The following is a 12331-nucleotide window of genomic DNA, read 5'->3' as shown; positions in this document are numbered from 1 at the left end:
CTTCCCGGCACCTATTATGCTGTTTCTTGCTTGGTGGCGAACTTTTGGGGGGAGAGAGAAATCGTGAACATTTTATTCATGGGCCCTCCTGGGGCAGGCAAGGGAACACAAGCGGCAGAAATCGTTAAAGAATTTGGTATTCCTCATATTTCGACAGGAGATGCTTTCCGTTTGGCAATCAAACAGGAAACTCCGGTAGGATTGAAGGCCAAATCATTTATAGATCAAGGTTTGCTTGTACCAGATGATGTGACCATTGGGATAGTCGAAGAACGGTTGCAGCAGTCCGATTGCGAAAAAGGATTTCTATTGGATGGTTTTCCAAGAACTCTTTCGCAAGCGGAAGCGCTGGATGATATTCTTAGCCGTTTGAACACTTCTTTGGATCATGTCATCAACTTGAATGTTGACCGTGGATTGCTAATGGCGCGTCTTACTGGACGTCGTATCTGCAGCGTTTGCGGAGCATCCTACCATTTAATCTTCAACCCGCCGAAGCAAGATGGCATTTGCGACATTGATGGCGGTGAATTATATCAACGTCCGGATGACAACGAAGAAAGTGTAGGCAAGCGCCTGGATGAGTATGATAATAAAACAGCGCCGCTGCTTGCGTTTTATGATAATAAAGGTCTTTTGCGTCAGGTAAACGGGGAAAACGAAATTAATGTCGTTACTTCTGAAATCGTGTCTTTAATGCGGGGTTAATGTAATGATCATTTGTAAATCCGAACAGGAACTTGCCTTTATGAGGGAAGCTGGTCGAATTGTTGCCGAGAGTCACCGTCTTATTGCTCAGGCTATTGAGCCTGGCATTACAACGGGCGAGCTCGACAGAATCGCCGATCAATACATTCGCAGTCAAGATGCTGTGCCGTCTTTCAAAGGCTACAACGGTTTTCCTGCCAGCATTTGCGCTTCAGTCAACGAACAATTGGTGCATGGATTTCCAGGTAAACGTAAACTGATCGAAGGCGATATTGTTACGCTGGATATCGGTGCAGAGTACCGCGGTTATCACGGTGATTCCGCCTGGACCTACGGTGTGGGCAGCATTTCCGAAGAGGCTCAGCGTTTGCTGGACGTTACGGAAGGCTCCTTGTACGCGGGACTGGCGTTAGTTAAGCCGGATGTGCGCTTGTTTACAATCTCCCATGCTATTCAGCAATACATCGAAGAGGCTGGTTTCTCAGTCGTACGTGAGTATGTTGGTCATGGTATTGGGGCAAAACTGCATGAAGAACCGCAAATTCCGAATTATGGCATAGCGGACCGCGGACCACGTCTGAAACCGGGTATGGTGCTCGCGATTGAGCCGATGGTAAACGCAGGAAAGAGACATGTCAGAACACTGGAAGATAACTGGACTGTCGTTACGGTTGATGGCTCACTATGTGCTCACTTCGAGCATACAGTAGCAGTTACTCCGGACGGTATGGAAATTTTCACAAAACTGAATGCGTAGGTGATCTCCACTTGAATACTGTGAGCAGCCCGCAGGTTGGTCAATTAGTGAGAATTCTCAAAGGCAAAGATGCCGGAGAGGCAGCCGTTGTTATCGCAGTTGTTGATAGCAGATTTGTATACATTGCAGATGGAGACAAACGTAAGTTTGATGGGCCAAAGAAGAAGAATATTCTTCATCTTGAGCTCATACCCTTCATCAGCAGTGAGGTTGTGGACAGTTTGAAGGAAACTGGGCGGGTAACAAACGGAAAGCTGCGATTCGCAGTCATGAAGTATGCTGGACCCACCGGAATAAGTGCTGATGAGAAAGGAGACTAACTGTGGCTAAGGAAGATGTCATTGAAGTAGAAGGTACTGTCCTTGAACCGTTGCCAAACGCAACGTTTAAGGTTGAGCTTGAGAACGGTCATCAAATACTTGCCCATGTATCCGGTAAATTGCGGATGCACTTTATCCGTATTTTGACCGGAGACAAAGTGGTCGTGCAGTTATCGCCTTATGATTTATCAAAAGGTCGTATAACTTACCGTAAATAGATGGGAACTACGAAAAAAGTTTTGCTTCGCAAAACTTTGAGGAGGTAATTAACATGAAGGTAAGACCTTCTGTAAAGCCCATTTGCGAGAAATGTAAAGTAATCCGCCGCAAAGGGACTGTTATGGTGATTTGCGAAAATCCGAAACACAAACAAAAACAAGGTTAAGAAGGGGGTGTAGCGTAAAATGGCTCGTATAGCTGGAGTGGATTTGCCACGTGACAAACGCGTTGAGATCGCCTTGACTTATATTTTCGGAATCGGTAAAACGACTTCTCAGAAAATTCTTAATGAAACAGGCATTAGCGCTAATACACGTGTCCGTGATTTGACGGAAGATGAAGTCAGCAAACTGCGTGAAACGATCGACAAAACGGTTAAGGTTGAAGGTGACCTGCGTCGTGAAATTTCCTTAAATATTAAACGTCTTACTGAGATCGGCTGTTACCGCGGTGTTCGCCACCGTCGTGGATTGCCTGTTCGCGGTCAACGTACTAAAACGAATGCCCGTACCCGGAAAGGCCCGCGTCGTACGGTAGCAAACAAAAAGAAATAATAAGGGGGGATAAGAGACAATGGCTAAACCGAAAAAAGTCGTACGTACCAAACGTCGCGACCGTAAAAATATCGAATCCGGCGTGGCACATATTCGTTCCACGTTCAACAACACCATCGTTACCATCACGGATCCTCACGGAAATGCAATTTCCTGGGCAAGCTCCGGCGGCCAAGGATTTAAAGGTTCCCGTAAGTCCACTCCATTCGCAGCGCAAATGGCAGCTGAATCAGCAGCTAAAGCAGCTATGGAGCACGGCATGAAGTCGGTTGAGGTTATGGTTAAAGGACCGGGCGCGGGCCGCGAAGCAGCCATCCGTTCCCTTCAAGCTGCAGGGCTTGAAGTTAACCTTATTAAAGACGTAACTCCGGTTCCTCACAATGGATGCCGTCCGCCTAAGCGTCGTCGCGTATAGTGAAATCAGTATTGTGAATGTGGTATAATTCTGACGCATCTGCTAATAATAGGTGTTTAGGCATACTACATGATGCACCTGATGGGGTGACAGTTTCATATAGGAGCGACGTTGAAGGAGGGGTAAACTCGTGATAGAAATCGAAAAGCCGAAGATTGAGACCGTAGAAGCTAATGATGAAGGTACCTATGGGAAATTCGTAGTTGAACCGCTGGAACGTGGGTATGGCACGACTCTGGGGAACTCGCTTCGCCGGATATTGCTTTCTTCGCTTCCAGGAGCCGCAGTGACTTCGGTCCAAATTGACGGCGTTCTGCATGAGTTCTCGACCGTTCCAGGCGTAATGGAAGATGTGACGGAAATCATTCTGAACCTTAAAGCCTTGTCTCTGAAAATTCATTCAGACGAGGAAAAAGTGTTCGAGATTGATGCTGAAGGGGAAGGCATCGTTACCGCAGGTGATATCCGTGCGGACAGCGATGTTGAGATCCTCAATCCGGATCTTCACATTGCAACGCTGGGACCTGGTGCGAGACTTCATATGCGTATTTTTGCAGGCCGTGGTCGCGGCTATGTCCAAGCGGACCGGAACAAACGTGACGATCAGCCAATTGGTGTTATTCCAGTTGACTCCATCTACACTCCAATTTCACGCGTTAACTACGGCATAGACAATACACGTGTTGGTCAAGTGACTAACTACGACAAATTGACGCTTGAAATTTGGACGGATGGAAGTATCAGACCGGAAGAGGCTGTAAGCCTCGGAGCCAAAATTTTGAACGAGCACCTCGTTCTGTTCGTAGGTCTTACGGACGAAGCGAAAGACGCCGAAATTATGGTTGAAAAAGAAGAAGACAAAAAAGAAAAAGTACTTGAGATGACAATCGAAGAGCTTGATCTTTCTGTTCGTTCCTACAACTGCCTCAAACGTGCTGGTATTAATACCGTACAAGAGCTTACCACGAAGACTGAAGAAGATATGATGAAGGTGCGTAACCTTGGTCGCAAATCTTTGGAAGAAGTTCAGGAAAAGCTTGAGGAACTTGGTTTGGGGCTCCGCACAGAAGAATAGCTGCAGATTGCTTTAGTAAAGGAGGGAAAACACAATGGCATACCAAAAATTGGGCCGTGATTCCAGTGCGCGTAAAGCGTTATTTCGCGACATGGTAACGGATCTGTTTTTATACGAGCGCATCCAAACAACGGAAGCTAAAGCGAAAGAAGTTCGTTCTATCGCTGAAAAGCTGATCACTAAAGCTAAAAAAGGTGATCTTCATGCTCGTCGTCAAGTAGCTGCATTTGTTCGCCGCGAGACTGTTGATGGTGAACAAGATGCAATTCAAAAATTGTTCTCTGACATTGCTCCTCGTTACACTGAGCGTCCAGGTGGATACACTCGTATCCTTAAACTAGGACCTCGTCGTGGCGACGCTGCGCCTATGGTTTATCTTGAATTGGTAGACCGCGCGTAGTATCACAAGTATTGATTTCCGATGCTTCCCTTTCATCCAGCCCTCTTTGGAGTAAAGATGGGGGAAATATCAGCGTTATTGTGCTGCAGAGGCGCAAGACTCTGCTGTACTAATAACCGTGGGAATCACCTTGGTTCAATTGAAGGAGCTCCCGCAGGGGCTCTTTTTTTTGAAATTAAGGATCCTATAGGACTTGTAGTTCTATATATGAAAAATGGATGCCGTCCTTCTAGGGACGGCGAAGCCATTTCTTCAAATAGAAGATCAGACAGTGCTTCGATCGACGTTCTGCTGACCGGTTTAAAAAGGAGAACGGAATGCGCAATCTATTGATGAAGGTCAATTATGACGGAACGAATTATGATGGCTTTCAGACCCAGCCTCAGGGCAATACGATTCAGGATCGGCTGGAGCAAGCCATACTCCATCTGACTGGTGAGAAGCTGAAGATTACTGCTTCAGGCCGCACAGATGCCGGAGTACATGCCTATGGCCAGCCTTTTAACTTTACAACCTCCTCTCGAATCCCAACTGAACGTTGGTGTCTAGCGCTTAATGCCCGGCTGCCACAAGACATCGTGGTTACAGAGGCTAGGGAAGTTCCGCTAACGTTTCACTCTCGTAGAGGGGCTAAGCGTAAAACTTACCGATACACGATTAATGGCAACAGGTTTCCAGATCCGTTTCAACGGCGCTGGCAGCTTCACCATCCAGTGAAGTTGGATATTCCTGCGATGCAGCAAGGCTTAACGCAAATTATAGGGACACATGACTTCACTTCGTTTGCATCACGACGGTCTACGAAGACTTCTCATGTACGAACGATCTTTGAAGCTCATATGGAAGTAGATCGCAGTATGTGCCGACCCTCTTCATCAGATCAAGGAGTTATCCATACTTATATAACGGGTAGTGGATTTCTTCAGCACATGGTTCGCATTATTATGGGGACTTTGATCCATGTGGGGGAAGGTAAAATACCTGCTGATAAGGTTGCTGAAATATTGGCAGCATGTGATCGATCACATGCTGGTCCAACAGCTGTGGCCATGGGGTTAGCTTTGTGGAGTGTTGAATATGACGAGAATGAAAGTGAATAGTTTTTTCTATAAATTTCTTCCTAATTAATAGGCTAAATGTTTAAAAATCACTTGCACTTGTTATGTTTATACTGTAATATAAAAGTTGTGTTTTCTTGATGGCTATCCCACAGCCCCGATCAGGAAAATGCCAAAAAAATGCTTTGCTTAACTCACATAATCGTAATTCAATGAGAAACAAGATATACGAAACAGAAGATTTTCGTACGAGAACAAGGAGGAAACATTCATGCGTACCACCTATATGGCGAAGCCGAACGAAGTTGAACGCAATTGGCACATTATTGATGCCGAAGGCAAAACACTCGGTCGTTTGGCCAGCGAAGCCGCTGCTTTGATCCGTGGCAAACACAAACCGCAATTCACTCCACACGTTGATACAGGAGATTTCGTTATCGTAATCAACGCTGAGAAAATTCACTTGACCGGTAAGAAATTGCAAAACAAAAAATACTACCGTCACTCGATGCACCCAGGTGGTTTGAAAGTTACTAATGCTGAAACTCTGCTGAATACTAAACCAGAACGCGTAATTGAATTCGCGGTTCATGGTATGATTCCTAAGACTCGTCAAGGGGACCACATGAAGCTGAGATTGAAAGTATATGCAGGCGCCGAGCATCCACATGCAGCACAAAAACCTGAAGTTTACGAACTTCGCGGATAAGAATAGAGGAGGACAGTTTCATGGCACAAGTACAATACTATGGGACAGGTCGTCGTAAACATTCGGTAGCACGTGTTCGCCTTGTACCGGGTGAAGGACGCATTGTCATTAACAAACGTGAGATGGACGAATATTTCGGTGTGGAAACACTGAAAATGATCGTAAAACAACCTTTGAACCTGACTGAAACACTGGGCAACTACGATGTAATCGTTCTTGCACATGGTGGCGGCATTTCCGGTCAAGCTGGAGCAATTCGTCACGGTATCTCCCGTGCATTGCTTAAAGTTGACCCTGAATATCGCGGTGCATTGAAGAAAGCCGGCTTCCTGACTCGTGACCCACGTATGAAGGAACGTAAGAAATACGGCTTGAAGGCTGCACGTCGTGCGCCTCAGTTCTCGAAACGTTAATATCTACAGAATTCAACCCTTGGCCATATGCCCAAGGGTTTTATTTTTTTATTGCCCCTTTCCACAAGAAATGGGCTTTTTTTGCATCTATTTACTAATTCTAACGGTTGAAACGCATTGACTTCCTCAGTAAAAGTTATATACTATTTCATATAGAATTAGTTGGTTTTATTACTTCTTTTACCTCATTTATTCATACGATTAATATTTTGGATGGAGGAATACCTTAATGAACCTGCTCGAGAAAGAGGATTTAATCAAAGTTAAGGCCGAAGAATTAGAAACTGCTTCACCCGAGGAAATTATCCGCTGGGCTGTAGAAACATTTCCTAACATTACTTTTGCCTGCAGCTTTGGTGCCGAAGATGTAGTGCTAGTTGATATGCTTCACAAAGTTAGTCCGTCTACAGACGTCTTTTATCTCGATACAGATTATCATTTTAAGGAAACCTATGAGACCCGAGATTTGATGGCAGATAAATACGGGCTGGAGTTCGTACGAGTGTCTCCACAAATCACTCCGCAGGAGCAAGCACTTCAACACGGTGATGCGTTATGGACAGTAGACCCTAACCAATGCTGTGGGATTCGTAAAGTAGAGCCGCTGACTCGTATCCTATCTCAATATGAAGCTTGGATTACAGGCATTCGTCGTGACCAAGCGCCTACCCGTGCTAATGCCAAAAAGGTTGAGTATGATTATAAATTTGGTTTGGTTAAGTTTAATCCAATTGCGGATTGGACAACCGAAGATGTATGGAACTATATTCGTGAAAATGATGTAATTTATAACCCTCTACATGACCGTAACTATCCAAGTATCGGCTGTGAGCAATGTACACGTCAGGTTATGCCTGGTGAAGATCCGCGTGCTGGACGTTGGGCTGGATCAGAGAAGACTGAGTGTGGATTACACAAGTAAGACCTATCCCCGTGAGAACACAGAAGGAGAGACGATAATGACTTCAATACGTCCGCATGGCGGAACATTAGTTAACCGTGTAGTAGAGGGTACAGAAAGAGAAGAATTGCTGCAGCTTGCACGTGAATATAAGACGCTTTCCGTGAACACTTGGACTTTATCTGATTTGGATCTAATAGCGGTAGGTGCATTTTCTCCACTAACTGGATTTTTGAATGAACAAGATTATCACTCCGTAGTCAAAAACATGCGTTTAGCAGATGGCACAGTGTGGAGCATTCCAATAACACTTGCTGTAGAAGAGGATGTGGCCTCTGGTTTAGCTATTGGAGACAAGGTATCTCTAATCAGTGAAGAGGATGGCGAGATCTACGGTTTATTGGATATTGAGAGTATTTATACGGTTGATCAAAACCTTGAAGCGCAAAATGTATTCAAAACAACAGACCCTGAACATCCAGGAGTAAGTAAGCTGTTGGCCCGCCCGGCTACCTATGTAGGAGGACCAATTACAGTGCTAAATAGACCACAGCCAGAAAAGTTCGGAGAATTTTATTTTGACCCTTCAGCTACACGTAAGATATTTGCAGACAAAGGCTGGAGAACAGTTGTAGGCTTCCAGACGCGTAACCCTGTTCATCGTGCACATGAATATATTCAGAAGTGCGCTATGGAGGTTGTAGACGCTCTGTTCTTAAACCCGCTAGTGGGTGAGACGAAGTCTGATGATGTACCGGCAAATGTACGAATGAAGAGCTACCTGGCGCTTTTGGAGAATTATTATCCTGAGGATCGTACCTTTCTAGGTGTTTTCCCGGCGGCCATGCGTTATGCTGGTCCGAGAGAAGCGATTTTTCATGCTATGGTTCGCAAAAATTACGGCTGCACCCATTTTATTGTCGGACGTGACCATGCGGGCGTAGGTGATTACTACGGAACTTATGAAGCGCAAGAAATTTTTGCGAATTTCACCGCTGAGGAACTTGATATTACTCCATTATTTTTTGAACACAGCTTCTTCTGTAAAAAATGCGGAAATATGGCTTCCAGTAAAACCTGCCCACATCCTGGCGACGATCATATGACATTGTCGGGTACAAAGGTACGGGCTTTGCTTCGGGAGGGGCAATGTCCGCCTCCTGAATTTACGCGACCTGAGGTTGCGCAGATTCTAATTGAAGGCATGACTCAAGAAGTAACAGCTTAATCATCGTTAGCTAGTACTATTTGGCCTTCTTGTCCCATATAGATGAGTATTATCTATCGGGACGAGGGGGTCTTTGTTATGTCTGGCCGAAAACACAGTAAAGTCTCGGTCTGGATCTCATGGAGCAGTATCAAAAAATGTATGCTGGGCGCGACACTGCTGGCTATAATGATCGGCATTATAGCGTATGACATGCCTACTGCCAAAACGTTAAATTATTGGAGTCTGCCTTTGTCTGGTAAAGTGATCGCTATCGACGCTGGACATGGGGGAGCAGATGGAGGGGCAGTTAGCCGGGAAGGGCTAATTGAGAAAGACATTAATCTTGCGGTCTCTCTTTATTTACGTGATTACCTGCAACAGGCAGGGGCTATTGTTGTAATGACCCGTGAAGGGGATTATGATTTGGCTCATGAGGGCACTAAGGGCTATTCTAAGCGCAAGACTGAAGATCTTAAGCAAAGAGTAAGAAGCATTGAAGAGAAGGGCGCAGATCTTTTTATAAGCGTTCACATGAACAGTGTGCCTTCAAACCGATGGAGCGGGGCGCAGACCTTTTACTATCCCAATCACAAGGATAATAAAGCTATCGCAGAGTTTGTACAGAGTGAGCTGAAGACTACACTGGAGAATACTGATCGTGTAGCTAAGACTGTAAATACTGTTTATCTACTAAAGGCATTAAAAATACCTGCGATCCTTGTAGAGGTCGGTTTTTTGTCGCACCCTCAGGAATCAGTTCTACTCGGAGATGATGTTTATCAACGCAAGGTAGCGACTAGCATATATCGTGGCATTCTTCGTTATGCTTCCGAGTAGCCGGGACTACTCATCAGGAGATGGGTAATGCTATAATAGACAAAAACTCCGGAAGATTTCTCCTCCGGAAAGGAAACAGAGGTGCTTTCCATGCTGACTAGGGAACATATCCAGGAAATACTGCAGTCAATAACAGACCCGGAAACCGGAAAAAGCCTTGTGGAACTACAGCTAATCCGTGACATTATGATTAAAGAAGATCGTATATCTTTATCAATCGTGTGTCTGGATCCTGAAGAGCAAAGTCGCATGGATCTAGAACAACGGGTTCGTGAGTTGCTTGAAGCGGGTGGAGTCACTAATGTGCATATCCGGCTGCGTGATGCAACCGATTATGAACGTGCTCTGCTTCGAGGAGAGAGTGCCGGGGAAGAGCCGTTGGTTGATGAACCGGGGAAACTTAAGGGACATGCAGCAGGCCTTGACGATCATGAATTAATCAATGAGAACTCTGGTGTTAACTTTATCGCCATTGCCAGTGGTAAAGGCGGTGTTGGAAAGTCTACGGTTACTGTGAATTTGGCAGTAGCTTTGGCTAGAAAAGGTAAAAAGGTTGGATTGATTGATGCGGACATTTATGGGTTTAGCATCCCTGATATGATGGGAATCGAAGAGGGACCCGTTGTAGAAGAGGGAATCATTATTCCTGTGGAACGTTTCGGAGTGAAGGTCATGTCTATGGGCTTCTTTATCCGTGAGAATAGTCCGGTAATTTGGCGGGGACCTATGCTTGGCAAAATGCTGCGCCAATTCTTCGGTGATGTGGGCTGGGGAGAACTTGATTATATGCTGCTTGATCTTCCTCCAGGTACAGGTGATGTGGCGCTTGACGTACATCAGATGCTTCCTCACAGCAAAGAGATTATTGTTACTACCCCTCATGCTACCGCAGCGTTTGTGGCGGCTAGAGCGGGCTCTATGGCTCTGCAGACAGAACATGAGATTATTGGGGTCATTGAGAACATGGCTTATTATGAGTGTAAAGACTGCGGTAAAAAAGATTATATTTTTGGCAGAGGCGGAGGCGCTCGGCTTGCGGAGACACTCCATACGGAGCTGCTTGCACAAGTTCCATTGGGCGCACCGGACAACCATATTTCTGAACCGGATTTCTCACCTTCCGTATACAAGGAAGACACAGCAACTGCGTTGTTGTTTGCTGATATCGCCGATAAGCTGATTGCGAAATATGAGCACTAATTATTGTGCATAAAAAGAGGCCGTCCCACTTTGTTAGGTGGGATAAGGCCTCTTTTTGGTTATGTGCTTGAATCATCGCCGCTACCGCTGCCACTTTCACCACCGCTGCCGCTGCCTTCCTGTTTATCGCCGCTTTCGCCGCCCTTTTTCTGTTCCTTCGGTTCGAGCTCGTCCTGAACGACCTTTTTAAGTAAATTCAATACCTCCATCCGGAATAATGGAGTCTGCATAGATTCCTGGATGGTCTTCATGGATTGCTTTCGGTAGTCAGGTGTTTTGGTGAGATTAAGAAACATGGTCATCATTTCTGGAGACTTCATGATTTCCTCGACGGATTTTTGATAGGTGGGATCTTTAATTAGTTGCAGGTGCAATTCTTTGCTTTGTGATTGAATGGCTTTAGCAAAATCGCCTGCGAACTTGGGATCAGTCATAATTTTCTCGATTTCCTTTTGATATTCCGGTGCAGTGAGGGTATCTTTAACAGCGGTTTTTATATCCTCTGTTGTTTGAAGTGGCATCATTTTCATACTCATTCCGCTGGTGCCTCCAGAACTGGAATTTGATAATGATTCCTCAACTGCTTTTTTTCCATCTTCACTTTTTAATATATCAATAACCATGGTCTTCATTTCTTTATAACTGCCCTGACCAGAAGAAGAACTGCTCTGCTCACTTCCGCAAGCCGTTAAGGCCATAACAAAGCTTAAAGCCAAACCCACAGATCCGATAAATCTCCATTTCATTGGCGCTGCCCTCCTTTATTAGGATTCTCCAGTTGTATTATGCCGCATTAACACACATTTATGTTGCTGATGTAATGGTGTTTTGTCGGTATCCTTGGTAAAATAAATCTGACATAGGGGGAGGTGAAGTGGCTGAGTATAAAAAAATGGTTTTATTTATTTTGGACAACCCTTCTAATAGGAGCGGGCGGAGCAGTAATCGCAGGTCTGGCACTGCAATTCGTGAACGGTCGAATTGATTTCAAAAGTGTCGCTGATTTCTTTTTATACCCGCTGATACTATTCGGCTACGGTATGCTTGTCAGTGTTTATGCACAACTTGGTTTTTTTGCTTATCTAATTTTAAATTACATGGGCAATGGTGTTTTCCCGCCAAAAATTTGGAAATACATACAACTGGTGCTTTCTGTGCTCGCATTGCTTGAACTGATTTTTTTGCGTACCGTCGTTGGCGGGGAAAGAAGTGTCTTGTCTGATCTAATATTAGGAATCTTTATTTTGTTAGCTGCCATTATTGTGTCTTATTTCAAAGTGAAAAGTACAAACATCTCAGCTTGGATTCCAACCCTCTTTTTTATGACAGCTATTTCAATTGTGGAAATTATCGGCGTGCTCCGTATAGGTGTTGATAGTGCGACAGTGTTTATTGTTGTTCCGCTCATCGCCTGTAATGCATTCCAAATTTTGATGCTTCACCGTATTCTCAAGCCGGCAGCCGGATAAAGGCTGGGGCGAATTCAGCAAATCATGAACCCCGTGCTCTGGCCTTCAGAAGACGGGGTTTTTTGCTCTAGAATGTATCCTAACGA

At 45.0% G+C, this 12331-nt stretch carries 18 protein-coding genes; 17 read left to right on the top strand and 1 reads right to left on the bottom strand.

The window, feature by feature from the left end:
* Positions 1-63: 63 nt before the first annotated feature.
* The 16 genes from NST94_RS26815 (at position 64) to NST94_RS26740 (ending at position 10776) form a co-directional block, all read left to right on the top strand.
* Positions 64-708 (top strand): adenylate kinase, encoded by a 645-nt coding sequence (locus NST94_RS26815; protein WP_038573451.1) that lies wholly within the window; start codon positions 64-66, stop codon positions 706-708.
* A gap of 4 nt (positions 709-712) precedes the next feature.
* The gene (gene map, locus NST94_RS26810; protein WP_038573450.1) at positions 713-1465 is read left to right on the top strand and encodes a type I methionyl aminopeptidase; all 753 of its coding nucleotides are present in this window, start codon (positions 713-715) and stop codon (positions 1463-1465) included.
* A gap of 11 nt (positions 1466-1476) precedes the next feature.
* A complete protein-coding gene (locus NST94_RS26805) occupies positions 1477-1785 on the top strand; it encodes a KOW domain-containing RNA-binding protein (RefSeq protein ID WP_036680581.1) in 309 nt (102 codons plus the stop codon).
* A 2-nt stretch (positions 1786-1787) separates the two neighbouring features.
* Complete coding sequence (infA, locus tag NST94_RS26800) at positions 1788-2003, top strand: translation initiation factor IF-1 (protein WP_036652996.1); 216 nt, start codon at positions 1788-1790, stop codon at positions 2001-2003.
* A 53-nt stretch (positions 2004-2056) separates the two neighbouring features.
* Positions 2057-2170, top strand: coding sequence for a 50S ribosomal protein L36 (rpmJ, locus tag NST94_RS26795; protein ID WP_003322638.1), 114 nt, complete (start codon positions 2057-2059; stop codon positions 2168-2170).
* A gap of 19 nt (positions 2171-2189) precedes the next feature.
* Positions 2190-2558 carry a 30S ribosomal protein S13 gene (rpsM, locus tag NST94_RS26790; protein ID WP_036680583.1) on the top strand — a complete coding sequence of 123 codons (369 nt, stop codon included), beginning with the start codon at positions 2190-2192 and terminating at the stop codon, positions 2556-2558.
* A gap of 19 nt (positions 2559-2577) precedes the next feature.
* Positions 2578-2973: a 30S ribosomal protein S11 gene (gene rpsK / locus NST94_RS26785; RefSeq protein WP_019908251.1), complete on the top strand. Its 396-nt coding sequence runs from the start codon at positions 2578-2580 to the stop codon at positions 2971-2973.
* Positions 2974-3103: 130 nt separating this feature from the next.
* The gene (locus tag NST94_RS26780; RefSeq protein WP_036680585.1) at positions 3104-4048 is read left to right on the top strand and encodes a DNA-directed RNA polymerase subunit alpha; all 945 of its coding nucleotides are present in this window, start codon (positions 3104-3106) and stop codon (positions 4046-4048) included.
* Positions 4049-4082: 34 nt separating this feature from the next.
* Positions 4083-4448 carry a 50S ribosomal protein L17 gene (gene rplQ / locus NST94_RS26775; protein ID WP_019908254.1) on the top strand — a complete coding sequence of 122 codons (366 nt, stop codon included), beginning with the start codon at positions 4083-4085 and terminating at the stop codon, positions 4446-4448.
* Between the two features lie 317 nt (positions 4449-4765).
* The gene (gene truA, locus NST94_RS26770) at positions 4766-5548 is read left to right on the top strand and encodes a tRNA pseudouridine(38-40) synthase TruA (protein WP_076303339.1); all 783 of its coding nucleotides are present in this window, start codon (positions 4766-4768) and stop codon (positions 5546-5548) included.
* Positions 5549-5777: 229 nt separating this feature from the next.
* Complete coding sequence (gene rplM / locus NST94_RS26765) at positions 5778-6215, top strand: 50S ribosomal protein L13 (RefSeq protein ID WP_036680589.1); 438 nt, start codon at positions 5778-5780, stop codon at positions 6213-6215.
* 20 nt (positions 6216-6235) lie between these two features.
* Positions 6236-6628: a 30S ribosomal protein S9 gene (gene rpsI / locus NST94_RS26760; RefSeq protein WP_025706574.1), complete on the top strand. Its 393-nt coding sequence runs from the start codon at positions 6236-6238 to the stop codon at positions 6626-6628.
* Between the two features lie 229 nt (positions 6629-6857).
* The gene (locus tag NST94_RS26755; RefSeq protein ID WP_036680616.1) at positions 6858-7550 is read left to right on the top strand and encodes a phosphoadenylyl-sulfate reductase; all 693 of its coding nucleotides are present in this window, start codon (positions 6858-6860) and stop codon (positions 7548-7550) included.
* A gap of 37 nt (positions 7551-7587) precedes the next feature.
* Positions 7588-8757: a sulfate adenylyltransferase gene (sat, locus tag NST94_RS26750; protein WP_076303338.1), complete on the top strand. Its 1170-nt coding sequence runs from the start codon at positions 7588-7590 to the stop codon at positions 8755-8757.
* Between the two features lie 78 nt (positions 8758-8835).
* Positions 8836-9576, top strand: coding sequence for an N-acetylmuramoyl-L-alanine amidase CwlD (gene cwlD, locus NST94_RS26745; RefSeq protein WP_076303337.1), 741 nt, complete (start codon positions 8836-8838; stop codon positions 9574-9576).
* A gap of 90 nt (positions 9577-9666) precedes the next feature.
* Positions 9667-10776 (top strand): Mrp/NBP35 family ATP-binding protein, encoded by a 1110-nt coding sequence (locus NST94_RS26740; protein WP_076130012.1) that lies wholly within the window; start codon positions 9667-9669, stop codon positions 10774-10776.
* Positions 10777-10835: 59 nt separating this feature from the next.
* On the opposite strand, the gene gerD is transcribed toward NST94_RS26740, so the two are convergent.
* Positions 10836-11522: a spore germination lipoprotein GerD gene (gene gerD, locus NST94_RS26735; RefSeq protein WP_036680627.1), complete on the bottom strand. Its 687-nt coding sequence runs from the start codon at positions 11520-11522 to the stop codon at positions 10836-10838.
* A gap of 132 nt (positions 11523-11654) precedes the next feature.
* Here gerD and NST94_RS26730 point away from each other — a divergent pair, with 132 nt between their 5' ends.
* Positions 11655-12245, top strand: coding sequence for a KinB-signaling pathway activation protein (locus NST94_RS26730; RefSeq protein WP_038574906.1), 591 nt, complete (start codon positions 11655-11657; stop codon positions 12243-12245).
* Positions 12246-12331: the final 86 nt, after the last annotated feature.

The sequence above is a fragment of the Paenibacillus sp. FSL H8-0282 genome (genome assembly GCF_037963825.1).
Lineage (GTDB): Bacteria > Bacillota > Bacilli > Paenibacillales > Paenibacillaceae > Paenibacillus_AQ > Paenibacillus_AQ odorifer.
Note: the sequence above shows the minus strand (reverse complement) of the source record. Positions and strands in the feature narration are given on the sequence as shown.

Excerpts from the sequence above, each read along its gene's own strand:
- sat (WP_076303338.1), top strand. The coding sequence starts at position 7,588 with ATGACTTCAATACGTCCGCATGGCGGAACATTAGTTAACCGTGTAGTA.
- map (WP_038573450.1), top strand. The coding sequence starts at position 713 with ATGATCATTTGTAAATCCGAACAGGAACTTGCCTTTATGAGGGAAGCT.
- rpsI (WP_025706574.1), top strand. The coding sequence starts at position 6,236 with ATGGCACAAGTACAATACTATGGGACAGGTCGTCGTAAACATTCGGTA.
- rplQ (WP_019908254.1), top strand. The coding sequence starts at position 4,083 with ATGGCATACCAAAAATTGGGCCGTGATTCCAGTGCGCGTAAAGCGTTA.
- rpmJ (WP_003322638.1), top strand. The coding sequence starts at position 2,057 with ATGAAGGTAAGACCTTCTGTAAAGCCCATTTGCGAGAAATGTAAAGTA.
- NST94_RS26740 (WP_076130012.1), top strand. The coding sequence starts at position 9,667 with ATGCTGACTAGGGAACATATCCAGGAAATACTGCAGTCAATAACAGAC.
- rpsK (WP_019908251.1), top strand. The coding sequence starts at position 2,578 with ATGGCTAAACCGAAAAAAGTCGTACGTACCAAACGTCGCGACCGTAAA.
- truA (WP_076303339.1), top strand. The coding sequence starts at position 4,766 with ATGCGCAATCTATTGATGAAGGTCAATTATGACGGAACGAATTATGAT.
- NST94_RS26755 (WP_036680616.1), top strand. The coding sequence starts at position 6,858 with ATGAACCTGCTCGAGAAAGAGGATTTAATCAAAGTTAAGGCCGAAGAA.
- rpsM (WP_036680583.1), top strand. The coding sequence starts at position 2,190 with ATGGCTCGTATAGCTGGAGTGGATTTGCCACGTGACAAACGCGTTGAG.
- gerD (WP_036680627.1), bottom strand. The coding sequence starts at position 11,522 with ATGAAATGGAGATTTATCGGATCTGTGGGTTTGGCTTTAAGCTTTGTT.
- rplM (WP_036680589.1), top strand. The coding sequence starts at position 5,778 with ATGCGTACCACCTATATGGCGAAGCCGAACGAAGTTGAACGCAATTGG.
- cwlD (WP_076303337.1), top strand. The coding sequence starts at position 8,836 with ATGTCTGGCCGAAAACACAGTAAAGTCTCGGTCTGGATCTCATGGAGC.